Genomic DNA, 24490 nt, shown 5'->3' on the forward strand with positions numbered 1-24490 from the left:
TGACCTGGGCCTGCGGAAACGTCCGCCTGACACGCCGTCGGCCCGCCGTGCTCACCCGACCGGCGCCCGGGGGTCGATCGCCCGGCGCTCGCCACTCAGTCGAGCGAACAGCCGCCGGACGGGAGTTCCTCGATGGTCTCGTCGGCGAGCGACGGAACGCCCAGCAGCGCCACCGCGGTGGCCACCGCCGCACGCGCCTGCCGCAGCCCCGGCAGACCCCAACCGAGGAGTTCGACGGCCAGCCCCGGGGCCACCAGCAGCCGACGGTAGTGCCGGCCGGACGCGGGGTCGGGGGCGGTCGGGCCGACGCCGTACAGCGCCGCGGCCATCCGGACCCGGGCGCACTCGTGGCCGCCGTTCGCGGAGCCGACCCGGTCGTACAGGTAGCCGAGGTAGACCGGCGTCCCGATCAGCGCCTGCGCCTCCTCGCCCGCCTCGCGGGCCAGCGCGCAGCCGGGGTCGCCGTCGTCCTCGGGCTCCAGCGAGCCGCCCGGCAGGCTCACCACCCCGTCCCGCGGGTTGACCAGCGTGAGCACCCGCCCGTCCGGCGCGAACAGCCACCCCCAGGACTGCTTCACCGGCAGCCCCTCGGGCACCCGCTCCCCCGGCCGCCACGGCCACCCGGCCGTGGGCCGGCGCCGCACCCGCCCGAGCAGTTCGGAGATCTCAGGGCTGTACTCGATGCCCATGTCACTCCCTCCGCTCTTCCGGGCAGCCAGCCTCGCCACCTGTTGATCTTCCCCGAACACCCGACCGATGAACAGCCCCGACCGCCACCCGGGTCACCACGCCCCCCACACCTCTCCTTCGGCAGTTCCCCCCACTTCCTGTGCTCCATACACCCCCACCCCCGACCCCGCCCCACCGGTCCCTCCCCTCTCCCTCAGCTCCCCCCAGCCGCCCCTCCCCTCCCGTTCCGCCCGTTCTGTCACCCCCACCCCCGACCCCCGCCCCACCGGTCCCTCCCCCTTCTCCCCAACCACCCCTCCCTCCCGTTCCGCCCGTTCTGTCACCCCTACCTGTGATACTCGGTACCGGTCCGGACGACGACGGCAACGACAACGAGGAGTGGCGCACATGCGGCGGGGAGCTTCGGCATGAGGCTGCTGCACACCTCGGACTGGCACCTGGGCCGATCCTTCCACCGGGAGAACCTGCACGACGCCCAGCGCGCCTTCCTCGACCACCTGGTCGCCACCGTCGAGGCCGAGCAGGTCGACGCGGTGCTGGTCGCCGGCGACGTCTACGACCGCGCCCTCCCCGGCCTGGAGGCGGTGGCGCTCTTCGACGACGTGCTGTGGCGCCTCGCCGAACTCGGCACCCCGACCGTCTTCATCAGCGGCAACCACGACTCGGCCCGCCGCCTCGGCGTCGCCTCCCGCCTGATCGACCGCGCCGGCATCCACCTGCGCACCGACCCCGGCGCCCTCGCCGACCCGGTCGTGCTGCACGACGCGCACGGCCCGGTCGCCGTCTACGGCCTCCCGTACCTGGAGCCGGCGCTGGTCCGGGACCGTCTCGGCCTGGCCCGCGGCGGCCACGAGCAGGTGCTGGCGGCCGCCATGGACGCCGTCCGCACGGACCTCGCCGCGCGCCCGGCCGGCACCCGCGCCGTCGTCCTGGCCCACGCGTTCGTCACCGGCGGCGAGCCCAGCGACAGCGAGCGCGACATCGCGGTCGGCGGCGTGCAGTCCGTCCCGGCGGGGGTGTTCGACGGCGTGCACTACGTCGCCCTCGGCCACCTGCACGGCTGCCAGACGCTGGCCCCGCACCTGCGCTACAGCGGCTCCCCGCTCGCGTACTCCTTCTCCGAGACCCGGCACCACAAGTCGATGTGGCTGGTCGACCTGGACGCCGACGGCACGGTCGAGGCGTCCCGCATCTCCTGCCCGGTGCCGCGCCGGCTCGCGCAGCTCCGCGGCGGCCTCGACGAGCTGCTCGGCGCCGAGGAACACGAGTGGGCGCGCGAGTGCTGGGTGCAGGCCACCCTCACCGACCCGGTCCGCCCGGCCGACCCGATGGAGCGGCTGCGGGCCCGCTTCCCGCACACCCTGCAGCTGCTGTTCGAACCGGAGGGCGGCGAGCAGCAGGAGCAGCAGTCGTACGCCCAGCGGGTGCGCGGCCGCAGCGACCGCGAGGTGGTGGAGGGCTTCGTCACGCACGTGCGCCCGGGCCGGGAGCTGGACGGCGACGAGCACGCCTGGCTGCTGGAGGGTCTGGAGGCGGTCCGCCGCACCGCCGCCGAACGCGCCGAGGAGAACGCCCGGTGACCCGCCGTCAGATCCGCCCTCGGGTCCGCCGCCGGGTCTGCACTCAGGAGGCCGCCCGATGAGGCTGCACCAGCTCACCGTCACCGCGTTCGGGCCGTTCGCCTCCACCGAGCGGATCGACTTCGACAAGCTCACCGCCGCCGGGCTGTTCCTGCTGCGCGGGGCCACCGGCGCGGGCAAGAGCAGCGTGCTGGACGCGGTCTGCTACGCGCTCTACGGCGAGCTGCCGGGCTCCCGCAAGGGCAACCCGCTGCGCAGCGACCACGCCGACGCGGACCGGCGCACCGAGGTGGTGCTGGAGGCGACCCTCGGCGGGCGGCGGCTGGAGATCACCCGCAGCCCGGAACAGCTGCGGCCGAAGAAGCGCGGGTCGGGGTTCACCCCGGAGAAGGCGCAGACCCTGCTGCGCGAGTGGGCGCCGGACGCGGGGGACGGCACACCCGGCTGGGTGGCGCTCAGCCGCTCGCACCAGGAGGCCGGGGAGGAGCTGACCCGGCTGCTCGGGATGAGCCGGGACCAGTTCTGCCAGGTGGTGCTGCTGCCGCAGGGCGACTTCGCCCGGTTCCTGCGCGCCGATTCCAAGCAGCGCGCCGACCTGCTCGGTCGGCTCTTCGACACCGGCCGGTTCGAGCAGTTGGAGCGCTGGACGGCGGACCGCAAGCTCCGTCAGGAGAAGGAGGTGCAGGCCGGCCGGCAGCGGCTGCGCGACCTGGCCGCACGGGCCGAGGAGGCCGCCGGCCCGCTGGCCGCCGACGCGGCGGACCACCGTCCCGGCGAGGACGCCTCGGCCACCGAGGCACTGGCCTGGGCGGCGATGCTGCGCGGCACGGCCGCCGAACGCGCCCTCGCCGCCCGGCTGGCGCTCGCCGCGGCCGAGGCCCGGCACACCGAGGCCGGCCGGGCGCTGGCGGCGGCCACCGCGCTCGCCGACCGCCAGCAGCGCCACGCCGCCGCCGTGGCGGACCGGGTCCGCCTGAGCGCCGCCGACGACGCCCTCGCCCCGGAGCGCACCCGGCTGACCGCGGCCCTCGCCGCCGAGTCCCTCGCCCCGCTGCGCACTCTGCACCGCACCGCGAGCGCCTCCCACGCCGCCGCCACCGCCCAGGAGGCCGCCCGCCGCTCGGCGTTGGCCGCGCTGACGGCCGACGCGCCCGTCCTGACGGCGGTCCACGCCGCCGCACCCACCGCACTCGCGGTTACCCAGGGCCAGCTCGCCACCGACCCGGCGAGTCCGATGCCTCCGCAGGCCGGCCCGGACCCGGCGACCGTCAGTGCGGCCCCCGCGACCGACAGCCCGGACTCGGCGGCCGTCGACATCCCCCGGGCCCGCACCGCGCCGCCGCCCGCGGTCCTCCCCCCGCTGTCGGCGCTCCCGTCCGCCGCTCCCGCCGAACTCGCCGCCGCCGAACGGCACTTGCGCGCCGAGTCGGGCCGGCTGGAAGCCGCCCGCGCCGACGAGGACCGGCACCGCCGGCTGACCCGGGAGCGCGCGGACCTGATCGCGGAGCGCGACCGCGCCGAGGAGCTGGCCGAGGAGTCCGAGGACTGGCTGGTCGACTACGAGGACCGGCTGAAGCAGCTTCACACGGAACTCGACGAGGCCCGCTCTGCCCACGCCCTGCTCACCCAACTGGACGCGCAACGAGCCGACTTGACGCTCCGCCACGAAGCCGCGCAGCAGCACCGCCGACTGCACGCCGCCCGCACCGCCGCCGAGGCCCGCACCACCGATCTGCACAAGGCCTTCCTGGACGCCCGCGCCCACACCCTGGACCTCCAGGAGCGCCGCCTGGCCGGGATGGCGGCCGAGTTGGCGGAGGAGCTGGCCGACGGTGCGCCCTGCCGGGTGTGCGGCTCCGCCGAGCACCCGGCCCCCGCCCGCCCGTCCGCCAGCCCGGTCACGGCCGCGGACGAGCAGCGCGCCCGGGACGCCCAGCACGCCGCCGAGCAGCGGTTCAATGCGGCCCAGGCCGAACTGACGGCCCTGCAGGTGGACGAGGCGGCTGCGGCGGCCGCCTCCGGCGGCCGTGCGGTCGCCGAACTCGCGGCCGAGATCGCCGAGTTGGCGGAGCGGTGGCAGGCCGCCCGGCAGACCGCGGAGCGGCTCGTCCCGCTCGGCCAGCAGGTGGAGCGGCTGGAGCGCGAGCGGGCGGCGCGGGCCGATCGGCTGCGCCAGGCGGGCGAGCGCAGTGCCGGGCTGGCGGGGCGGCTGGGCACCGTGGTGGTCGAACTGGCCGAGCTGGCCGCGCGGCTCGCCGAGGCGCGCGGTGACGCCCCGTCGGTCGCGGCCCGCGCCGCGGCCCTGGACCGGCTGACCGGAGCGGTCGCCGACACCCTCGCCGCCGCCCGAGCCGCCGCCGAGGCCGCGACCCGGCTGTCGGAGGCCACCGAGGCCTTCGCCGAGGCCGCCCGGTCGGCCGGCTTCGCCGACCCGGCCGCCGTCGAGGCCGCCCACCTGCCCGCCGCCGAACGGGAGTTGCTCCGCCAGCGGTTGCAGGCCCTGGACACCGCGCTGGAGCAGAACCGGGCCCGGCTGGCCGATCCGGACCTGCTGGCGGCGAGCCGACTCCCGCCTGCGGCACCGGCGGTGGCCCGGGCCGCCGAGGAGGACGCCACCGCGGCACTGCGCCGGGCCGCCGCGGAGCACCGGTCCGCCGCCGACCGGGTGGAGGCGCTGGCCCGGATCGGCCGCACCCTGGTCTCCCTCGCCGCGACCTTCGCCCCGGTGCTCGACGCCCACGCCCGGATCAGCCGCCTGGCCGGGCTGCTGGCCGGCGCGCCCGCCGAGAACGCCCTGCGGATGCGCCTGGAGTCGTACGTGCTGGCCGCCCGGCTGGAGCAGGTCGCGGCGGCGGCCAGCCACCGGCTGCTGAAGATGTCCGGCGGCCGCTACACCCTGGTCCACAGCGACGGCCTGGTCTCCGGCAACCGCCGCTCCGGCCTCTCCCTGCACGTCGTCGACGCGTGGACCGGGCGCGAACGCGACACCGCCACCCTCTCCGGCGGCGAGAGCTTCTTCGCCTCCCTCGCCCTCGCCCTGGGCCTGGCCGACGTGGTCACCGACGAGGCCGGCGGCATGCCGTTGGACACCCTGTTCATCGACGAGGGTTTCGGCACCCTGGACGAGAACGCCCTCGAAGAGGTGATGGACGTCCTCGACTCCCTGCGCGAGCGCGACCGCGCGGTCGGCATCGTCAGCCACGTCGCCGACCTGCGCACCCGGATCCCCGCCCAACTCCTGATCCGCAAGCACCGCCACGGCTCCACCGTCCACCACACCACCCGCGCCGACGCCTGAGCACCGCCCGCCGCCGACCGCTCCCGGCGGCCGGTCGCCGCTACCGCGCCAGGAAGTCCGCCGCGCGTTCGCCCCAGGCGCGGACCTCGGCGAGGTCGCGGGCGACGTGCAGCTCGGCGGCGGGGAGCAGCTCGGCGAGGGCTTCGGCGGTGGCGACCGGGTGGACGGGGTCGGTCTCCCAGGCGAGGAGCAGGGTGGGGTGGACGAGGCCGCGCAGGGCCGCGGGTTCGGGGAGGTCGGCCCCGGCGGCGGCCCGCAGGATGGCCGGCATCAGCGTGTCGGGGACGTCGAACTCGGTGGGGAAGGACGGGACTTCGGCGAGGACGGCGGGCGGCCCGGCGAGCCGGGCGGCAGCGCTGAGTGCGGCCTTCCCGCGGCGTTCGATCAGTGTGGCGGCGGCCCGCAGCCCGTCACGGCGGGCGGCGCGGGCCTGCCAGGCGACGGCGGGGGTGGCGAGCACCAGCCGGGAGAACCGTTCGGGCCGGGCGAGGGCGGCCCACAGGACGGTGGCGGCACCCATCGAGGAGCCGAGCGCGGCGACCGGCCGGTCGGGCGAGAGGTGGTCGCAGAGCGCCAGCAGGTCGGTGGCGAGCGCGGGGTAGGCGTAGTCGGCTTCCACCGGCCGCCCGGTGGACTCCCCGTGGCCGCGGGCGTCGTACTCGACCAGCCGGTGGGTCCGGGTGAGCGCGGACCAGTCGAACAGGTCGGCCCGCCGCTCGTGCCCCTGGCTGGAGAACGCCCCGTGCGCGTAGACGGCCAGCGGCCCGCGCCCCGCGGTGCGGTAGGCGAGCGTCGCGTGCGGGCGGTCGAACAGGCGGGTCGTGCGCTCGGACTCGGACATGCCGCGAGGCCCTTCGGGAGAGACGACCGGTCAACGGGGCCGATCATCACCGCCCGCGCACGGCCGTGTCCAACCATCCCGGTGCCGGCCGGTCCCGCCCCGGCGCTGACGCCCCGTCAGCCCGAACAGGCCTGGCGCTGCGCCTGCTGCCAGGTGCAGACCGGGCAGAGCGTGCTGCCGGGGGTACCGGCCGGGTACTCGGTCCGCTCGCCGCACAGCACGCAGGAGGCCCGCTCGCCCGGCCCGCCGTCCTGCAGCCCGCGCCGGGCCTCCTCGGGGTCGGATCCGACCTCGCACACCTGCTCGTGCTCGTGTTCGTCCACAGCCATGCGACCAGCCTACGGCGTGGGCGCCGGCTGCCGGTGCTCCGCGAGTCCCCGCAGCGGCACGGGGACGGCGGGAGGGACGACGGACGGGGCGTCAGCCGAGGAAGGAGAGCCGCAGGAGCCGGTCGGGGTTGTCGCCGTTGGTGTCGATCAGGACGACGGACTGCCAGGTGCCGAGGGCGAGGCGGCCGCCCACCACGGGGAGGGTGGCGTGCGGGGCGACCAGGCCCGGTAGCACGTGGTCGCGGCCGTGGCCGGGGCTGCCGTGGCGGTGCTGCCAGCGGTCGTCGGCGGGGAGCAGCCCGCGGAGGGCGGCGAGCAGGTCCTCGTCGCTGCCGGCGCCGGTCTCGATGACGGCGATGCCGGCGGTGGCGTGCGGGACGAAGACGTTGAGCAGTCCGTCGCGGCCGTCGGCCACCTCCCGGAGGAAGGCGTGGCAGCGTTCGGTGACGTCGAGGGCGCGTTCGCTGCGGCCCGTGGTGATCTCGAGGGTCTGGGTGTGGAAGGTGTCGGCCATGGCCCTCATCCTGGCCGATCTTGGGCCGCCGCCCGAAGGGGCACCCGGCGAGTGCCACCCGACCGCCACGGGTCACGCCAGGCCGCGCCACCCGACGCCAGCCCGCGCAAGGCCCACCGGCCCGCGCAAGGCCGTATGCCGGGCCTGCCCGGCCCCGGTCATCCGCCGCCGCCCAGGCGTCAACGCCGAACGCCCGACGGACCCCTGGTCCGTCGGGTGGTGGCGCGGGCGGCCGGGTTCCGGCCGCCCGATCGGTGCCGGGGGCTCAGCCGCGGCCGCCGAACAGGCTGCGCTTGAGGCGGCGCAGCGGGGCCATCAGCGAGACCCGCGCCATGCGGCGCGGCGTCGCCGTGGGGGCTCCGGGCCCACGCGGCGTCAGTTCTCTTATCAGGCCGAGGGCCTCGGCCGTCTCCACCGCCGGAAGGGCGGGCGCGCCGAGCACGGCGAGGTGTCGCTCGATCCGGCGGCCGGTCGCGCCGACGCCGCACTGGATCGCGGGCACTCGCGCTCGCGTCCGCACTTGCATCTGATCCATCTGATTCCCACCCCTACGAGGCGCCAGGGCCGTGAGGCGAAGACTATCCGGCTATGACGGCCTTCACACAACCGTCCTGGTGTTCTGCCACCGTATCGTGCGAACGGAAGTGACGCTCCACCAGACGACCGTGCGATCGGTCACGAGTGCGCATCGGTTGCCGTCACACTTTCGGCACACCAACGGTCTTCTCCCAGCATGGGGGTGACTCGCCGTCAGGCGCTGCGGCGGCCGGATGCGTTGCCCGGGCGCGCCCGGGCGGGGCCGGTGCGCCGGGCGCACGAACGGGCCGGCGGCTCACACCAGTTCGACCGGGCGGGGCGGGTCGGTGTCCCGGGGCGGGTCGAGTACCGCGGAGACGCCGTAGCCGCAGAGGCCGAGGCCGAGCAGGGCGGTGAGCACCAGGACGGCGACCCAGGCGGCGGGCTGGTGCCAGGCGACGTGCGCGCCGTAGCGGATCAGGCCGGCCAGTCCGAGCAGGCCGGTGAGGACGAGCGCGGCCATGCCGCTGCGGACCCGGCGCAGCTCGGCCTCGCGGCTGGCGAGCAGCAGCGCGACGCCGAAGGCGAGGGCCCAGGCGCCGAGGGCGCGGACGTCGATCGGGCGGGCGGTCCACGGCCAGGTGGGGGCGAGCGCGGCGGAGCGCAGGCTGAGGACGGCGCCCAGGCCGGCCAGCAGCAGGCCGCCGCTGACCATCGGGGCGGCGACCCACCACGGCGGCCGCGGCGCACGGGCGGGGGCGGGGCCGCGGGTGAGGAGCTGGGCGGTGAGGGCGACCAGGCCGATCGGCAGGGCGGCGAGGTGCACGGCGAGCCAGCCCCAGGCGCCGAGGAAGGCGATCAGGGAGCCGCCGTCGAGGTGCAGGCTGCCCCGGTCGGCCAGGGTGGCGGCGAGCATCAGCACCATCAGCACCGCGCTGGCGGCGGTGACCACCCGGACCTCGGCCCAGCTGCCGGCGCGGACGGCGAGCAGCAGCATCACGCCGGCGCCGCCGTAACCGGCGCCGAGCAGCACGGCGGTGACGGGGGACATCGCCCAGGCGAACAGGGTGTCGGTGGACCCGGCGGCGGGCCACAGCGCCAGGAAGGTGTAGCCCGCGCCGGCCGCGAGCGGTCCGAGCATCAGGGCCTTCAGCACCGGGCTGACCGGCCGCCCAGGCGGTTGCTGGCCCATTTCTCGCACACCCCCGTTGTGAGACGTGGCGTCAATATAGGAGCGGCCCGCCGCACCGGCAATGGCCTGCGCAGATCGCCCGGATCCGGGTCCGGCCCCCCCGCGGCACCAAGAGTTCAGAAATTGAACACAGACGAGGGATTGACGGGGCCGTAACCTCCAAGCAATATCTGTATCGACACGGAAACGCGGGCGACACCCGCACTTCTCTGATCGGATGCGTTCGAGTATGAACGGATCATCCGACTATGTTGTCTGTACTTCCGACCCCACCAAGAGTCACTGTCCGGCCGTCTCGACGCTGCGGCGGCCCGACTCCAACGTGGTGGACGGACCGGCGGTCGATCGTTGAGGGTCGGTCGGACCGCCAAACCGGGCTGCCGGTGCCGCCGCTGGTACGGCGCGGCACCGGCGGTCGCGTTTTCCCCGCGCCGCCGCCCGCCGGCCGCCCGCCCTGCACCCGGGCGGCCGCGGCACCGGCCGCCCCGGAGGGCCCCGAACACTGCTCGGTAGAGTGTGCGGTACCCGGACCCCCGGCCGGAGTCGCCCTTCCCTTCGCGGAGTGAACGCACGTGCCACCCCTGCTCAGCATCGTCCTGCCCGTCCACGGCGTGGAGCGTTTCCTTCCGCAGTGCCTGGAGTCGCTCCGGGCCGACGGCGCCGCCCCCGGCGAGGTCGAGCTGATCGCGGTGGACGACCTCTCCCCCGACGGCTGCGGCGCCCTCCTCGACGCGCACGCCGCCACCGACCCCCGGATGCGGGTGCTGCACCTGACCGAGAACCAGGGCCTGGGCGGCGCCCGTACGGCCGGCCTGGCCGAGGCGAGCGGCACCTACGTCTGGTTCGTGGACAGCGACGACTGGCTGCCCGACGGCACCGTGGACGCGATCCTCACCGAGCTGCGCGCCGAGACCGCCCGCGAGGTCCCGGCCGACGTCCTGCTGACCGACTTCACCCACGTCTACCACGACGGCGGCAGCGAGCCGAACCCCTGGCGGCACGTGCTGGCCGGCTCCCCCCTGGTCGAGGGCTGCACCGCCGCCGAGCACCCCGCGCTGTTCAACGCGGTGCTCGCGGTGTGGAACAAGGTGATGCGCCGCCAGTACCTGCTCGACCTGGACGTGCACTTCGGGCGCGGCTACTACGAGGACATCTCGGTCACCTACCCGCTGCTGCTCGCCGCCGGGCGGCTGCGCTACCTCGACCGCCCCTGCTACCACTACCGGCGCGGCCGCCCCGGCGCGATCACCGCCACCGCCTCGCCCAAGCACGCCGACGCCTTCGCCCAGTACGACGCGATCTTCGCCTTCCTGGACCGCGACGAGCGGGCGAACCGGCTGCGCACCATGGTCTTCGACCGCACCGTCAAGCAGGCGCTGACGATCTACGACACCCCGGGGCTGGTCCCGACCGACCTGCGCGCCGACTTCTTCGCCCGGATCACCGGCCACTTCGCCAAGCACCGCCCGGCCGGCTACCGCTTCCCGTCCGGCGTGCGCGGCGTCCAGTACCGGCTCGCCGCCCGCGGCTCCCGGCTCGCCTACGCCGAGCTGCGCCGCGGCGGGCGGCTGCCCGGCGCGGTCAAGCGCGGCACCCGGGCCGCGGTCCCGGGCGTGAGGAAGGCGGTCCGCAGCAGCGCCCGCTTCACGGCGTACAACGCCTTCCGGCGGCTGCCGATCGACGAGAACCTGGCGGTGTACGCGGCGTACTGGCACCGCGGGTACGCCTGCAACCCGGCCGCGATCTACCAGAAGGCCCGGGAGCTGGCGCCGCAGGTGCGCGGCGTGTGGGTGGTGGAGAACGCCGAGCGGGCCGCCGCGCTGCCGCCGGGCGTGCCGTACGTGATCGTCAACACCCCGGCGTACCTGAAGGCGATGGCCACCGCCAAGTACTTCGTCAACAACGTCAACTTCCCGCACACCATGGCGAAGCGGGTCGGCACGGTGCACGTGCAGACCCAGCACGGCACGCCGCTGAAGACCATGGGCATGGACCTGCTGCACCGGCCCGAGGCCGCCGACGGGATGGACTTCGAGCGGCTGCGCGAGGCGGTGGCGCGCTGGGACTACCTGGTCTCGCCGAACCCGCACACCAGCAAGCACTTCGCCCGGGCCTTCCCCGGCACCTACCAGATCCTGGACACCGGCTACCCGCGCAACGACCGCCTGGTGCTGGCCACGCCCGAGGAGTGCGCGGAGCTCCGCCGCGGCCTGGGCATCGCCGACGGGCAGCGCACCGTGCTGTACGCGCCGACCCACCGCGAGTCCCGCGGCGGCTACCTGCCGCTGCTGGACCTGCCCGCGCTGGCCGAGCGGCTCGGCCCCGGCTGGACCGTCCTGGTGCGCACCCACTACTTCCACGACGGCGGCGCGGGCGACCTGACGACGCCTCAGGGCTCGGCGACGGTCCTGGACGTCTCCGACCACCCGTCGGTGGAGGACCTCTACCTGGCCGCGGACGCCCTGGTCACCGACTACTCGTCGATGATGTTCGACTACGCCGTGCTGGACCGGCCGATCGCGGTGTACGCCCCCGACTGGGAGGAGTACCAGGAGGTCCGCGGCGTGTACTTCGACCTGATGAAGGAGCCGCCGGGCGCGGTGGCCGCCGAGCAGGACGCGCTGGTCGAGGCCTTGCTGGCGGGCGACCCGGAGCCGGAGGCCCGCCGGCGCTTCCGCGCGCGGTTCTGCCCGTGGGACGACGGCCGGGCCGCCGAGCGGGTGGTCAGCCGGATCTTCCCGGTCCGCAAGTGACCGCGTCCCACCAGGTGGGACGCACCATTCCCACCTGGTGGGCGTGACATATCTCGCAGCCGCGCCCGGGGTCCGAGTGGTGGACGGGGCGCGGGGTGGATGTCGTAGTCTGCGGTTCTCCGAACGGCCAGGGAGGGCCCGTGATCTACCCCCTTACCAAGCTCGTCCTCAAGCCGCTCGCCAAGGCGCTGTACCGGCCGGTGATCGAGGGCCTGGAGAACGTGCCGCGCAAGGGCGGGGTGATCCTGGCCAGCAACCACCTGTCCTTCGTGGACAGCGTGGTGATCCCGCTGACCGCGCCGCGCCAGGTGTTCTTCCTGGCGAAGGCCGAGTACTTCACCGGCACCGGCCTCAAGGGCGCGATCTCCCGGGCGTTCTTCACCCACGTGATCAACGCCGTCCCGGTGGAGCGCGGCACCTACCGCTCCGCCGCCGCCTCGCTGGACCAGGCGCTGGAGATCCTCCAGGACGGCCGCGCGTTCGGCATCTACCCGGAGGGCACCCGTTCGCTGGACGGCCGCCTCTACCGCGGCAAGACCGGTGTGGCCTGGCTGGCGCTGACCGCCGGCGTGCCGGTGGTGCCGGTCGCCCTGGACGGCCCGCAGCACATCCTGCCGGTCGGCAAGCGGATCCCCCGGCTGCGGAAGATCACCGTGAAGTTCGGCGCGCCGCTGTACTTCGACGAGCTGCACGGCCAGGCCCGCTCCGCCAAGGCCCGCCGCCAGGTCACCGACGAGGTGATGGCCGCCATCCACGAGCTCTCCGGCCAGCAGCTGGCCGAGGCGTACAACGAGACCCCGAAGGCCGCCTGACGGCCCGACGGCCCCGCCGCGCTCAGTGCGCGGCGCTCGGCACCGGCAGCGCCTCCCGGCGCAGCAGTGCCGCGTAGCGGCCCTCGCGGGCCACCAGCTCGTCGTGGCCGCCGAGTTCGACGATCCGGCCGTGGTCGAGGACGGCGATCTGCGCGGCCTCCCGGATGGTGGAGAGCCGGTGCGCGATGGTGATCGTGGTGCGGCCCGCGGCGAGGGTGTCCAGGGCCTGCTGGACGGCGTGCTCGGTCTGGTTGTCCAGCGCGCTGGTCGCCTCGTCCAGGATCAGCACCGGCGGGTTGCGCAGGATGGTCCGGGCGATGGCCAGCCGCTGCTTCTCGCCGCCGGAGAACCGGTAGCCGCGCTCCCCGACCAGGGTGTCGTAGCCGTCCGGCAGTTCGGCGATCATCTGGTGGATCTGCGCGGCGCGGGCCGCCGCCACCAGCTCCTCGTCGCTCGCGTCGGGCTTGGCGAAGCGCAGGTTGTCGGCCACCGAGGCGTGGAACAGGTAGGTCTCCTGGGAGACCACGCCGACCGCCCGGGACAGCGTCTCGAACGACAGCTCGCGCACGTCGACCCCGTCGATCAGCACCCGGCCGCCGGTGACGTCGTACAGCCGCGGCACCAGGTAGGACAGCGTCGACTTGCCCGACCCGGTCTCGCCGACCACCGCCAGCGACGTCCCCGCCGGGACGGTCAGCTCGATGCCGCTCAGGGTCGGCCGGTCCTGGCCGCTCTGGTACTGGAACTCCACCTGCTCGAAGCGGACGTCGCCGCGGATCTCCGCGAGGTGGACGGGGTTCTCCCGCTCGGCGATCTCCACCGGCAGGTCGAGGTACTCGAAGATCCGCTGGAACAGCGCCAGCGAGGTCTGCACGTCCACGCCCGTGGACAGCAGGCTGACGGTGGGTCGGAACAGGCCCTGCTGCAGGGACACGAACGCCACCAGCGTGCCGAGCGAGACGATCGGCGCACCGGCCGCGCCGGTCAGGCCGGCCGCCCAGTAGATGATCGCCGGCATGGCCGCCATCACGATGCCGATCGTCGACATCCGCCAGCGGCCCGCCATCGAGGAGCGCACCTCCAGCTCGGCGAGCTGGTCGGACTGGGCGGCGAACTCCTTGGTCAGCGAGTCCGAGCGGCCCATGGTGCGGCCCAGCAGGATGCCGCTCACCGACAGCGACTCCTGCACCGCCGAGGAGAGCCGGGCCAGTTGGCGCTGCCGCTCGGTGGTGATCTTCTTGCGCTCGCTGCCGACCCGGCGGCTGATCCACACGAAGACCGGGAGCAGCAGCAGCGAGACGATGGTCAGCCGCCAGTCCAGGGCGACCATCGCGACCACGGTGGCCACCACCGCGGTCAGGTTCGACACGAGCGAGGTGGCCGTGGAGGTGACGGTGGCCTGCATGCCGCCGATGTCGTTGGCGATCCGCGACTGCACCTCGCCGGTGCGGGTCCTGGTGAAGAAGGCCAGGCTCATCCGCTGCAGGTGCGCGTAGACGGCGGTGCGCAGGTCGTGCATCACTTGCTGCCCCACCGTGGTGGAGATCAGCGTCTGCAGCACGTTCAGCACGCTGGTGACCACCGCGGCGGCGATCATGCCGAGCGCGAGCAGCGTCAGCAGTCCCGTCCGCCCCTGCGGTATCGCGGTGTCCAGCACCGCCCGCAGCAGGAACGGCGTGGCCACCGACACCACCGCCGAGGCCGCGACCAGCAGCCCGACCACGCCGAGCCGGCCCGCGTACGGGCGGAACAGCCGCAGGATCCGCCCCACCTGCGCAGGCGGCTTCTCCTCGCCCTGCTCGCGCACGGGCGGTTTCCAGTCGATCCGGTCGGGACGCAAGGGCGGCCTCCAGGGCAGCGCGGACGGTGTGCTCGGCGACTTTACAGAGCAATACTCACCATTAGCAAACCTAAGCTTTCCGGTATTCCCGGCCGGCCGTCGTCGACACCTTGCCCAGTCCGCCCACCGGCAGCAGGCGGGCCAGCGCGACCGCGAGCTTGTAGCGCTTGCCGGGGACGGACAGCGGACGGTTCCGGGCGAGGTCGCGCAGCGAGTCGTCGACGACGCGGTCGGCGGCGAGCCAGCCCCAGGAGGGGATGGAGGAGGTGCCCATGCCGGCGCGCTGATGGAACTCGGTGCGGGTGAAGCCGGGGCACAGGGCCTGCAGGCGCACGCCGCTGCCGGCCAGGTCGCGGGCGATGCCGAGGGTGAAGTTGACCACCCACGCCTTGGTCGCGCCGTAGGTGCCGCGCGGGACGAACGCCGCCACCGAGGCCACGTTGATCACCCCGCCGCGGCCGCGCTCGCGCATCCCGGGCACCGCCGCGGTGGTGGTCCGCAGCACCGCCTCGATGTGCACCTTGAGCATGTCGAGCTCGTCCTGGACGGGGACGGCCAGGTACGCGCCGCGGTGACCGAACCCGGCGTTGTTGACCAGCAGGTCGACGGGCCGCGCGGCGTCGCGCAGGCGGTCCTCGACCGCGCCGATGCCCGCGTCGGTGGCGAGGTCGGCGGTCAGCGTCTCGACCTGGACGCCCCACCGGTCGGCGAGTTCGGCGGCGGCCTTGGCGAGGCGCTCGGTGTCCCGGGCGACCAGCACCAGGTCGCGGCCGTCCCGGGCCAGGCGGTCGGCGAAGGCGGCGCCGATTCCGGCGGTGGCGCCGGTGATGAGAGCAGTCGTCATGCGCCGACCGTACCGGGCGGTAGCCCGGGGCCGCATCGACCGCCCGGCGGACGGACCGGTCGGCTTTTCGGGCGACACTGCCGGGCACGACGGCGCGTCCCGCGGTGGCGTTGGTCGGATGACCCTACGGTGTCGGGCAGCGCCGCTGGTCCCACACGGCGCCCATCCCCCCTGGAGAACCGATGCTCGTTCAACCCCTTCCGCGCTCCATAGAAGTCGCGCCGCCGGCCCGTCACCGACCCCGTCGCTCCTGACGGCCGACGGCCGGCACCGCCTTCCTCCCTCCCGGGCCCGCCCCTCTCCACGGGGCCGGGCCCGGTGCGCGTTTGCGCGGCCCCGAAGTGAACCCCGGTCGTACTGGCCGGTAAGTCATCGCGTCCAATCCCTTGACGGCCCGTCATCAACTCAGGATTCTCGGGTGGGACCGGGTGTGAAACGCACCCGTTTCGCACCCTCTCCCATCCCCGCCTCAACCAGCCGAGGTGTGAGCATGAACGGGCACCACCAGGCCAGACGCATCGTCATCTCCCTGCTGTCGCTGATCCTCGTGGCGGTCACCGCCACGCTCGGCGCTCCCGGCCGCACCGCGCAGGCCGCCGACGGGTGGTGGAACCCCACCGCCCGCCCCGTCCCGGACTCGCAGATCAACGTGACCGGGCAGCCGTTCGGCGGCACCGCGGCCGACGGCAGCGTCCGCGGATTCGTGGACGCGCACAACCACCTGATGTCCAACGAGGGCTTCGGCGGCCGGATCATCTGCGGCGCCACCTTCTCCGAGCAGGGCGTCGCCGACGCCCTCAAGGACTGTCCCGAGCACTACCCGGACGGCTCGCTGGCGCTCTTCGAGAACGTCACCGGCGGCGCGAACGGCCACCACGACCCGGTCGGCTGGCCGACCTTCAAGGACTGGCCGGCCCACGACTCGCTCAGCCACCAGCAGGACTACTACGCCTGGGTGGAGCGGGCCTGGCGCGGCGGTGAGCGGATCCTGGTCAACGACCTGGTCACCAACGGGCTGCTGTGCTCGATCTACCCGTTCAAGGACCGCGGTTGCGACGAGATGGACGCGATCCGCACCGAGGCCGCCAAGTCCTACCAGCTGCAGTCCTACGTCGACACCATGTACGGCGGCCCCGGCAAGGGCTGGTTCCGCATCGTGACCGACTCCGACCAGGCCCGACAGGTCGTCGCCCAGGGCAAGTTGGCGGTGGTGCTCGGCGTGGAGACCTCCGAGCCGTTCGGCTGCAAGCAGATCCTGGACGTCCCGCAGTGCGACCGGGCGGCGATCGACCGCGGCCTGGACGAGCTGTACGCGCTGGGCGTGCGCAGCATGTTCCTGTGCCACAAGTTCGACAACGCGCTGTGCGGGGTGCGCTTCGACGAGGGCACCACGGGCGTCGCGGTGAACGCCGGCCAGTTCCTGTCCACCGGCACCTTCTGGACCACCGAGCAGTGCACCGGCCCGCAGGCGGACAACCCGATCGGCCTGCCCACCGCGCAGGCCCAGTCGATGCTGCCCGCCGGGGTCACCCTGCCCACCTACGGCAGCGGCGCCCGGTGCAACACCCGCGGGCTGACCGACCTCGGCGAGTACGCGGTGCGCGGCATGGTGCAGCGTCACATGATGCTGGAAGTCGACCACATGAGCGTGAAGGCGGCCAACCGGGCGTTCGACATCCTGGAGTCGCAGGCCTACCCGGGCGTGCTGTCCAGCCACAGCTGGATGGACCTGCAGTGGACCGAGCGGGTCTACCGGCTCGGCGGCTTCATCGCCCAGTACGACCACGACGCGAGCGCGTTCGTCGCCGAGGCGCACCGCACCAAGGCGCTGCGCGACCAGTACCACGTCGGCTACGGCTACGGCACCGACCTGAACGGCGTGGGCGGCTGGCCGGGCCCGGTGGGCGCGGGCGCGCCGAACGCGGTGAGCTACCCGTTCCGCAGCGCCGACGGCGGCTCGGTGCTGGACCGCCAGGTCACCGGCGACCGGGTGTGGGACGTCAACACCGACGGGCTGGCGCACGCGGGGATGATCCCGGACTGGATCGAGCAGATCCGGCTCAGCGGCGGCCAGGACGTGGTGGACGACATGCTGAAGGGCGCGCAGTCCTACCTGACCACCTGGCGGGCCACCGAACACCACGACCCCGGTCGGGAGTTGGCCACCGGTGCGAGCGCCTCGGCGAGCTCGGCCGAGTGGAACCCGTTCACCTCCTACCAGCCGGGCCGGGCGCTCGACGGCGACCGGTCCACCCGGTGGGCCAGCGACTGGAGCGACGACCAGTGGCTGCAGGTCGACCTCGGCGCCACCCACTCCGTCGACCGGGTCACCCTCGACTGGGAGCGCGCGTACGCCCGCGGCTACCGCATCGAGGTCTCCACGGACGGCGCCACCTGGCGCACCGTCTGGTCCACCACCGCGGGCGACGGCGGCCTCGACACCGCCGCCTTCACCCCGACCCAGGCCCGCTACGTCCGCTTCCACGGCACCGCGCGGGCGACGAACTGGGGCTACTCGCTCTACGAGCTGTCGGTGCACGGCGTCTGACGGCGCGAACGACGGTGGGACGGTCGGCCTCTCTCCAGGCCGACCGTCCCACCGTCGCGTGGTGACGGACCGTCACTCCGCTTTGCCGGCCCGCACGTCCTGGTCTGCCTGCCCGCCCGCGCCGACCGGGCGCAGCCGGGTGTCCGCGGTGGCCTTCAGCTCCGGGGCGAGGCGGGCGACGTCGCGGGAGCCGACCGCGGCGATCAGACCGGGCAGCATCCAGCGGATCGGCTGCATGCCGCGCAGCCACGCCTGGGCGTAGACGTGCGCGGAGCGGCGGCCGATGCCGGCCACCAGGCGGTCCACGGCGGGCTCGATCGGGTAGGTCTTGTTCGCCGGCCAGGGGAGCTTGGCGCGCATCTGCCGGAGCACCGCGTCCTGGTCGGCGCCGCGCACCATGTCGGTGTCGGTCCAGCTCAGGTAACCGACACCGACCTTGACGCCCTGGTAGGCGACCTCGGCGCGCAGCGCGTGGGCGAAGGACTCGACGCCCGCCTTGGAGGCGCAGTAGGCGGACATCAGTGGGGCGGGGGTGAGCGCGGCGAGCGAGGCGATCTGCAGCAGGTAGCCGCGGCTCTCGGCGAGCGCGGGCAGGAAGGCCCGGGCGGTGGCCACCGAGCCGAGCAGGTTGACCTCGATCACCCGGCTGTAGGTGCGGTGGTCGCTGTCCAGCATCGGCCCGCCGAGGGCGATGCCGGCGTTGGCGACCACGGTGTCGATCCGGCCGTAGCGCTCCTTGATCCGCGCGGCGGTCTCGGTCAGCGCGTCCAGGTCGGTGACGTCGGCCTCCCAGGCGGTGGCGTGCTCGCCGCAGCGCGCGGCGACGGCCTTCAGCTCGGCGGGCTCCAGGCCGAGCAGCGCCACCTTGGCGCCCTGCTCGGAGAGCTTGCGGGCCATCAGCGCACCGAGGCCGCGGGCGGCTCCGGTGACGACCACGACCTGCGAGGACAGCGGCGGGGTCATGCGATCTCCTCCACGGCGGCGGACGGGGGGTTGGCGGGGCCGGACGGGCCGGCGGCGGCCGCGCGGTCGGCCGGCGCCGCCAGGCGGTCGGCGACCAGTGCGGCGATCCGGCGGATCTCGGCGGCGACCTCGGCGGGCCGCTCGACCGGGCTCATGTGGCCGGTACCGGGCAGTTCCAGCAGGCCGCGCGGATCGGCCAGGCCCGCGACGATCCGGCGCGCCAGCACCGGCGGGGTGAGCTTGTCACAGGCGCCGGCGATCACCGCGGTCGGCGCGGCGATCCGGGCCAGGCCGGCGTGCACGTCGAGGGTCTCGAGCACCGTCGCCCACTGGTACCGGACCCGGGTGGGGCAGGCGTGCACCACCTGCGCGCAGGCGGCGACCCGGTCGGCGGGGGTGGCGGGGCCCATGGTGGCGTACTTGAGGGCGGCCCGGGAGACGCCGTTGACCGGGCCGAGCGGCAGCCGGGAGCGCAGGATCTGCCGGTGCAGGAAGCGGCGCAGGCCCTTGGCCCGGACGGCGGGCGGCAGCACCGCGAGCTCGTCGACCAGGTCGCCGGCGCCGGTGTTGACCAGCACGTTGGCGGCGGTCCGCTCGGCCACCGCGGGCCGGTCGCCGGCCGCCATGATGGTCATCCCGCCCATGCTGTGGCCGGCCACCACCGCGCGCCGCCCGGCCGGGACGGTCGCGGTGAGCACGGCCTCCAGGTCGTCGGCGAGCTTCGCGGTGGAGTAGCCGGCCGCGCTCGCCGGGGCCGGGCTGCGGCCGTGGCCGCGCTGGTCGTAGGCGACCACCCGGAAGTCGGCGGCGAGCCGGTTGACCACCGGCGCCCAGAACGCGGTGGCGCAGGTCCAGCCGTGCGAGAGCACGATCAGCGGCGCGCCCTGGGGGCCGTACTCCTCGACGTTCAGCTCGGCGCCGTCGGCGGAGCGGACGGCACGGACGACAGCCGGGACGGGCAGCACGCAGTCGGCGGGGACGGGCGGGTTCACGCGGTCACCGCCTCGGCGAGGGCGGGGCGCGCGGCGGGGGCGGTGCGCTTGATCAGCTCGTACTCCTCGAGGTCGACGCGGCGGGTGGCGCGCCGGAAGGCGGTGGTGGAGGCGGGCCACAGCACGGTGTTCTTGCCGCCCTCGTCGAGGTACCAGCTGCGGCAGCCGCCGGTGGTCCACACGGTGCGGCTCATCCGGTGCTGGAGTTCCAGGTTCCACTGGCGCTGGGCGCGCTCGGTGGGCTGCATGGCGGTGGCGCCGACCGCGTCGAGCGTGGTGAGCGCGTCGATCAGGTAGTTCAGCTGGGACTCGATCATCAGGATCATCGAGTTGTTGCCGAGCCCGGTGTTCGGGCCGATCAGGAAGAACAGGTTGGGGAAGCCGCGCACGGTGGAGCCGCGCAGCGCCTCCATGCCGTCCTTCCACGCCTCGGCGAGGGCGGTGCCTCCGACGCCGAACACCCGCTGGGCGATCGGCAGGTCGGTGACGTGGAAGCCGGTGCCGAAGACGATGGCGTCCACCTCGTGCTCGCTGCCGTCGGCGGCCACCAGGGTGGAGCCGCGCACCTCGCGCAGGCCGGCGGCGACCACCTCGGTGTTGGGGGCGGCGAGCGCCGGGTAGTAGGTGTTGCTGAGCAGGATCCGCTTGCAGCCGATCCGGTAGTCCGGGGTCAGCTTGGCGCGCAGCGCGGGGTCGGCGACGCCCTTCTTCAGGTGGCGGACGGCGACCTGCTGGACCAGGCGGAGCAGTCCGGGCCGCCGGACGAACGCGTCGACCTGGAGCTCGCGGAGCACGAACAGGCCGGCCCGGCGCAGCAGCGCGCTCGGCGGGAGCGCCCGGTGCAGTCGCCGCTCCAGCGCGGTGACCTCGCGGTCGGCGCGCGGCAGAACCCAGGCGGGGGTGCGCTGAAAGACCGTCAGCCGGCCGACCTGCGGCTGGATGGCGGGGATGATCTGGGCGGCGGAGGCGCCGGTGCCGACCACGGCGACCCGCTTGCCGGTGAGGTCGTAGTCGTGGTCCCAGCGGGCGGTGTGGACGACCTTGCCAGGGAAGGCGTCCAGGCCCGGCAGGTCGGGGATCTGCGGGTCGGCGAGCGGCCCGGCCGCGGAGACCACGGCGTCGGCGGTCCAGTCGCCGACCGCGGTGCGGATCCGCCAGCGGGTGTGCTCCTCGTCCCAGCGCAGTTCGGTGACCTCGGCGCCGAACCGCAGGTGCGGGCGCAGGCCGAAGGTGTCGGTGACCTTCTCCAGGTAGGCGCGGATGTCGGGCTGGCCGGAGAACACCCGGGGCCAGTCGGCGTTCGGCGCGAAGGAGAAGGAGTACAGGTGGGACGGGACGTCGCAGGCGCAGCCCGGGTAGCTGTTGTCCCGCCAGGTGCCGCCGACCGAGTCGGCGCGCTCCAGGATGACGAAGTCGGTGATCCCGGCCCGGCGGAGCCGGACGCCGGCGCCGAGTCCGCCGAAGCCGGAGCCGATCACGGCGACCCGGACGTGCGGGGCCGGCCGCTGCCCGGCGCCGGCGGGCTTGGGTGGCTGCTTGGTGCGGGGTGCCATGCGGGGGCCTCCAGGCGGGGGTGGGGGTGCAGTGGCGGTGCTGGAGCGGGGCCGGTGCGCCGGGTGGTGCGGGCGGGACCCCTGAATGCTGCCAGTAATCACTGGCGCGTTTGGCAGAGTAGCTCTTGTTGACACCGAGTGGAATAGCGCGGGCGCAGCGTTTCTCGGCGGCCCGGCCGGCCCTATGCTGACCGGCGTGGCGGAGATCGAGAACGACCAGGCGCACCCGCGCGAGTACCGGGTCGCCGAGCTCGCCGAGGCGGCGGGCGTCAGCGTGCGCACCGTCCGCTTCTACCGCGAGCGCCGCCTGCTGCCGCCGCCCCGCAAGGAGGGCCGGATCGCCTGGTACGGCGAGCAGCACCTGGCCCGGCTGCGGCTGATCGCCGAACTGCTGGAGCGCGGCCACGCGCTGAGCGGCATCGCCGAGCTGATCGGCGCCGGCGAGGACGGCCGGGACGTCGCCGAGCTGATCGGCCTGCAGGCCGCGCTGGTCGCGCCGTGGTCCGACGAGACCCCCGTCCACCTCGACTGGGACGAGCTGCACGCCGCGTTCGGCGACCAGCTCACCGAGGCCAACACCGCCGAGTCCATCGCCCAGGGCTTCATCACCGTCGAGGACGACGGCATCACCCACATCAGCCGCCGCCTGATGGACGCCACCGTCGCCCTCACCGACGAGGGCGTCCCGCTCGCCGCCGTGCTGGCCGTCAGCCGCCGGGCCCGCGAGTACGCCGACGCGATGGCCGACATCTTCGTCACCCTGATCAGCGACCACCTGCTCGGCGGCCTCGCCCGCGTCCAGGACCTCACCCCCGCCGAGGCGGCCCGCCTCACCGAGCTGATCCAGCGCGTCCGCCCCCTCGCCCGCGCCGTCAACGACGCCCAGTTCACCCTGGCGATGGACCGCCGCGTCCGAGCCGAGTACGACCGCCTGAACCCCACCTGACCCACCGTCGGACCACCAGCCGCCACACGGCCCGTCACCCCACCCACCACCCCGTCCCGAGCGAGCACCCTCCCGCCCCACCCCCCTCTCGCATCACCCCACCTGCCGCCTGGACCTCACTGCGTCCCGAGCGAGCACCCTCCCGCCCCACCCCCTCTCTTCACCCCACCTGCCACCTGGACACCATGCCTCCCGCACGGGCGTGCGAGAGTGGGTACGGGTGGAAGGAGCACGGGCGTGCTGATGGAGAAGGTGGCGGAGATCCTCGCCGAGGCTTCGGCGATTGCGGTCGAGCCGCGATTCCGGGCGCTGGCGGCGGGCGAGGTGATGGAGAAGGCCCCCGGCGAGGTGGTCACCGTCGCCGACCGGGAGGCCGAGCAGATCATCGCCCGGCGGCTGACCGAACTGCTGCCGGTGCCGGTGGTCGGCGAGGAGGCCGTGGCCGCCGACCCTGACCTGGCCCGCGCGCTGCACGCCGAACCGGCGGCCTGGCTGGTCGACCCGGTCGACGGCACCAAGAACTTCGTGGCGGGCAAGCCGTCCTACGCCGTGATGGCGTCCCTGGTCCGGGCGGGCCAGACCGTCGCCGCCTGGATCTGGCAGCCCGCCACCGCCACCGCGTACGCCGCCGAGCTCGGCTCCGGCGCCTGGCGCAACGGCGAGCGGCTGGTGCGCGACCGGGTCGGCACCGGGCCCGAGAAGTGGACCGGCATCGTCAAGAGCCGCTACCTGGCCCCGACCATGCACCGGCGGCTGCTCGCCAACGCCCGCGCCCTCGGCCCGCTCGACCCCGGCCAGAGCGCCGCGGGCATCGAGTACCCGCGGGTCGCCACCGGCGAACTCGACTTCATCCTCTACTGGCGCACCCTCCCCTGGGACCACGCCCCCGGCTCGCTGCTGATCACCGAGGCCGGCGGCCGCTCCGCCCGCTTCGACGGCTCCCCCTACCGGCCCGAGGCCCCGGGCGGGCAGGACGGCCTGCTGGTCGCCGCCGACCCCGACCAGTGGGAGCGGCTGCGCACCGTCCTGCTCGCCGGGATCTGACGACGCCTCGGCCGGAAGCGGCTACCAGAGCACGGGCAGCCGCTCCGGCAGCCGCTTGATGAACCCGTCCCGCCAGGCCAGCTGGTCCGCCGGGACGGCCGGCCGCAGCTCAGGCAGGCGCTGCACCAGCGCGGTCAGCGCGATCTCCGCGTGGGTGCGGCCGAGCGCCGACGCCGGGCAGAAGTGGCGCCCGCCGCCGAACGCCAGGTGCGGGTTGGCCGGCCGGTCGAAGTCGATCCGCTCCGGGTGCGCGAACACCGCCGGGTCGTGGTTCGCGCCCTCGATCAGCACCAGCACCAACTCGCCCGCCCGGACCAGCACGTCGCCGAGCTGCAGGTCCGCCAGCGCGATCCGCGGCAGCGCGTCGCCGATCGACAGGTTGTAGCGCAGCAGCTCGTCCACCGCGCGCGGCGCGAGCCCCGGCTCCCGCCGCAGCCGCTCGGCCAGCTCCGGCCGCTCGCACAGGTAGAGGACCGCGTGCAGCAGGAACGAGGAGGTGGAGACCGCGCCCGCGCCGAACAGCGACAGCGCGACGGTGGCCAGCAGTTCGTCGTCCACCCGCTCGGCCGCGTCCGACGAGCGCCGCAGCGCGGCGAACCTGCCCAGCAGGCCCTCGGTCGGCTCGGCCTTCAACTGCCGCAGCATGTAGTCGAGATCCTTGTACCAGTTGGCGGCCGAGCCCTCGAACGGGACCGGGCTGGTCAGGAAGGCGACGTCGATCCCGGCCATCAGCCGGCGCCAGTCCGTGGCCGGGATGCCGAGCAGCCGGCAGTGCAACGCGGCCGAGTACGGCTCGGCGAAACCGGTCCGCAGCTCGCCGGGCGCGCCCTCGGCCTGCAGCGCGTCGATCAGCCGGTGCGCCTCGGCCTCCAGCCACGGCCCCAACTGGGCGTCCGCGCGCGGCGAGAGCGTCTTCATGACCGCGTCGCGCAGCCCCGCGCTGGTGATGTTCCCCATGTTGTCGACCACCTCCGCCGGGATGGTCAGCGCGTACTGCCGCGGCACGCCCGGGTTGGCGGTGTCCTTGAGGCTGAACCGCTCGTCCTCCAGCACCTGCCGGGCCAGCGCGTGGCTGGACACCAGCCAGGCCGGATCGCCGGTGAGCGTGCGTACCCGGGCGACCGGGCGCTCGGCGCGCAGTTCGGCCACCTCGGCGGGGACGACGTCGCCGCGGCGGGCGAGCGGGAAGGTGAACTCGGTGGGCATGAGGTGTCGCTTCCTTTGCTGGTACGGGT

Annotated in this window: 19 protein-coding genes; 7 read left to right on the top strand and 12 right to left on the bottom strand. The window is 74.5% G+C overall.

The genetic code is table 11. The features are described 5' to 3' along the window. Positions 1–95: 95 nt before the first annotated feature. The gene (locus ACWD4U_RS13950; RefSeq protein ID WP_363455397.1) at positions 96–689 is read right to left on the bottom strand and encodes a hypothetical protein; all 594 of its coding nucleotides are present in this window, start codon (positions 687–689) and stop codon (positions 96–98) included. A gap of 408 nt (positions 690–1097) precedes the next feature. Here ACWD4U_RS13950 and ACWD4U_RS13955 point away from each other — a divergent pair, with 408 nt between their 5' ends. Further along, positions 1098–2270: an exonuclease SbcCD subunit D gene (locus tag ACWD4U_RS13955; protein WP_363455394.1), complete on the top strand. Its 1173-nt coding sequence runs from the start codon at positions 1098–1100 to the stop codon at positions 2268–2270. A gap of 58 nt (positions 2271–2328) precedes the next feature. Beyond that, a complete protein-coding gene (locus ACWD4U_RS13960; protein ID WP_449787190.1) occupies positions 2329–5568 on the top strand; it encodes an AAA family ATPase in 3240 nt (1079 codons plus the stop codon). A gap of 40 nt (positions 5569–5608) precedes the next feature. On the opposite strand, the gene ACWD4U_RS13965 is transcribed toward ACWD4U_RS13960, so the two are convergent. From ACWD4U_RS13965 to ACWD4U_RS13985, 5 genes are all read right to left on the bottom strand, one after another. After that, positions 5609–6409, bottom strand: coding sequence for an alpha/beta fold hydrolase (locus ACWD4U_RS13965; protein WP_363458966.1), 801 nt, complete (start codon positions 6407–6409; stop codon positions 5609–5611). 116 nt (positions 6410–6525) lie between these two features. Next, positions 6526–6738 carry a hypothetical protein gene (locus ACWD4U_RS13970; RefSeq protein ID WP_363458965.1) on the bottom strand — a complete coding sequence of 71 codons (213 nt, stop codon included), beginning with the start codon at positions 6736–6738 and terminating at the stop codon, positions 6526–6528. Positions 6739–6829: 91 nt separating this feature from the next. Next, positions 6830–7252, bottom strand: a complete 423-nt coding sequence (locus tag ACWD4U_RS13975) for a secondary thiamine-phosphate synthase enzyme YjbQ (protein WP_363458963.1) — start codon at positions 7250–7252, stop codon at positions 6830–6832. A 265-nt stretch (positions 7253–7517) separates the two neighbouring features. Next, complete coding sequence (locus ACWD4U_RS13980) at positions 7518–7787, bottom strand: hypothetical protein (protein WP_363458962.1); 270 nt, start codon at positions 7785–7787, stop codon at positions 7518–7520. Between the two features lie 297 nt (positions 7788–8084). Next, positions 8085–8960: a hypothetical protein gene (locus ACWD4U_RS13985; protein WP_363458960.1), complete on the bottom strand. Its 876-nt coding sequence runs from the start codon at positions 8958–8960 to the stop codon at positions 8085–8087. Positions 8961–9532: 572 nt separating this feature from the next. Here ACWD4U_RS13985 and ACWD4U_RS13990 point away from each other — a divergent pair. Both ACWD4U_RS13990 and ACWD4U_RS13995 read left to right on the top strand, forming a co-directional pair. Further along, positions 9533–11713, top strand: a complete 2181-nt coding sequence (locus tag ACWD4U_RS13990; protein ID WP_363458958.1) for a bifunctional glycosyltransferase/CDP-glycerol:glycerophosphate glycerophosphotransferase — start codon at positions 9533–9535, stop codon at positions 11711–11713. A gap of 140 nt (positions 11714–11853) precedes the next feature. Continuing rightward, a complete protein-coding gene (locus tag ACWD4U_RS13995) occupies positions 11854–12525 on the top strand; it encodes a lysophospholipid acyltransferase family protein (RefSeq protein ID WP_363458956.1) in 672 nt (223 codons plus the stop codon). 22 nt (positions 12526–12547) lie between these two features. Here the strand turns inward: ACWD4U_RS13995 and ACWD4U_RS14000 are convergent, their stop codons facing one another. Further along, on the bottom strand, positions 12548–14365 hold the full coding sequence (locus ACWD4U_RS14000; protein WP_363458955.1) for an ABC transporter ATP-binding protein: 1818 nt from the start codon (positions 14363–14365) through the stop codon (positions 12548–12550). 70 nt (positions 14366–14435) lie between these two features. Continuing rightward, positions 14436–15209 (bottom strand): SDR family NAD(P)-dependent oxidoreductase, encoded by a 774-nt coding sequence (locus ACWD4U_RS14005; protein ID WP_363458953.1) that lies wholly within the window; start codon positions 15207–15209, stop codon positions 14436–14438. 490 nt (positions 15210–15699) lie between these two features. On the opposite strand from ACWD4U_RS14005, the gene ACWD4U_RS14010 reads away from it, so the two are divergent. Continuing rightward, the gene (locus ACWD4U_RS14010) at positions 15700–17757 is read left to right on the top strand and encodes a discoidin domain-containing protein (RefSeq protein ID WP_363458952.1); all 2058 of its coding nucleotides are present in this window, start codon (positions 15700–15702) and stop codon (positions 17755–17757) included. Positions 17758–17829: 72 nt separating this feature from the next. Here the strand turns inward: ACWD4U_RS14010 and ACWD4U_RS14015 are convergent, their stop codons facing one another. Genes ACWD4U_RS14015 through ACWD4U_RS14025 form a run of 3 tightly spaced genes read right to left on the bottom strand, consistent with a single transcriptional unit; the run spans position 17830 to position 21265 of the window. Continuing rightward, a complete protein-coding gene (locus ACWD4U_RS14015; RefSeq protein WP_363458950.1) occupies positions 17830–18720 on the bottom strand; it encodes an SDR family oxidoreductase in 891 nt (296 codons plus the stop codon). After that, on the bottom strand, positions 18717–19712 hold the full coding sequence (locus tag ACWD4U_RS14020; protein WP_363458949.1) for an alpha/beta fold hydrolase: 996 nt from the start codon (positions 19710–19712) through the stop codon (positions 18717–18719). Before ACWD4U_RS14020 ends, ACWD4U_RS14015 begins: the two co-directional genes overlap by 4 nt. After that, positions 19709–21265, bottom strand: coding sequence for a flavin-containing monooxygenase (locus tag ACWD4U_RS14025; protein ID WP_363458948.1), 1557 nt, complete (start codon positions 21263–21265; stop codon positions 19709–19711). Before ACWD4U_RS14025 ends, ACWD4U_RS14020 begins: the two co-directional genes overlap by 4 nt. Positions 21266–21461: 196 nt before the next feature. Here ACWD4U_RS14025 and ACWD4U_RS14030 point away from each other — a divergent pair, with 196 nt between their 5' ends. Both ACWD4U_RS14030 and ACWD4U_RS14035 read left to right on the top strand, forming a co-directional pair. Further along, positions 21462–22211 carry a MerR family transcriptional regulator gene (locus ACWD4U_RS14030; protein WP_363458946.1) on the top strand — a complete coding sequence of 250 codons (750 nt, stop codon included), beginning with the start codon at positions 21462–21464 and terminating at the stop codon, positions 22209–22211. Positions 22212–22454: 243 nt separating this feature from the next. After that, positions 22455–23255 carry an inositol monophosphatase family protein gene (locus tag ACWD4U_RS14035; RefSeq protein WP_363458978.1) on the top strand — a complete coding sequence of 267 codons (801 nt, stop codon included), beginning with the start codon at positions 22455–22457 and terminating at the stop codon, positions 23253–23255. A 21-nt stretch (positions 23256–23276) separates the two neighbouring features. Here ACWD4U_RS14035 and ACWD4U_RS14040 read toward each other — a convergent pair whose 3' ends face one another. After that, on the bottom strand, positions 23277–24461 hold the full coding sequence (locus ACWD4U_RS14040; protein ID WP_363458944.1) for a cytochrome P450: 1185 nt from the start codon (positions 24459–24461) through the stop codon (positions 23277–23279). Positions 24462–24490: the final 29 nt, after the last annotated feature.

The organism is Kitasatospora sp. NPDC002522 (assembly GCF_053595195.1).

Bases quoted from the DNA above. Each gene is read 5' to 3' on its own strand.
- ACWD4U_RS13950 (WP_363455397.1), bottom strand. From the start codon at position 689: ATGGGCATCGAGTACAGCCCTGAGATCTCCGAACTGCTCGGGCGGGTG.
- ACWD4U_RS13955 (WP_363455394.1), top strand. From the start codon at position 1,098: ATGAGGCTGCTGCACACCTCGGACTGGCACCTGGGCCGATCCTTCCAC.
- ACWD4U_RS13960 (WP_449787190.1), top strand. From the start codon at position 2,329: ATGAGGCTGCACCAGCTCACCGTCACCGCGTTCGGGCCGTTCGCCTCC.
- ACWD4U_RS13965 (WP_363458966.1), bottom strand. From the start codon at position 6,409: ATGTCCGAGTCCGAGCGCACGACCCGCCTGTTCGACCGCCCGCACGCG.
- ACWD4U_RS13970 (WP_363458965.1), bottom strand. From the start codon at position 6,738: ATGGCTGTGGACGAACACGAGCACGAGCAGGTGTGCGAGGTCGGATCC.
- ACWD4U_RS13975 (WP_363458963.1), bottom strand. From the start codon at position 7,252: ATGGCCGACACCTTCCACACCCAGACCCTCGAGATCACCACGGGCCGC.
- ACWD4U_RS13980 (WP_363458962.1), bottom strand. From the start codon at position 7,787: ATGGATCAGATGCAAGTGCGGACGCGAGCGCGAGTGCCCGCGATCCAG.
- ACWD4U_RS13985 (WP_363458960.1), bottom strand. From the start codon at position 8,960: ATGGGCCAGCAACCGCCTGGGCGGCCGGTCAGCCCGGTGCTGAAGGCC.
- ACWD4U_RS14005 (WP_363458953.1), bottom strand. From the start codon at position 15,209: ATGACGACTGCTCTCATCACCGGCGCCACCGCCGGAATCGGCGCCGCC.
- ACWD4U_RS14010 (WP_363458952.1), top strand. From the start codon at position 15,700: ATGAACGGGCACCACCAGGCCAGACGCATCGTCATCTCCCTGCTGTCG.
- ACWD4U_RS14015 (WP_363458950.1), bottom strand. From the start codon at position 18,720: ATGACCCCGCCGCTGTCCTCGCAGGTCGTGGTCGTCACCGGAGCCGCC.
- ACWD4U_RS14025 (WP_363458948.1), bottom strand. From the start codon at position 21,265: ATGGCACCCCGCACCAAGCAGCCACCCAAGCCCGCCGGCGCCGGGCAG.
- ACWD4U_RS14035 (WP_363458978.1), top strand. From the start codon at position 22,455: ATGGAGAAGGTGGCGGAGATCCTCGCCGAGGCTTCGGCGATTGCGGTC.
- ACWD4U_RS14040 (WP_363458944.1), bottom strand. From the start codon at position 24,461: ATGCCCACCGAGTTCACCTTCCCGCTCGCCCGCCGCGGCGACGTCGTC.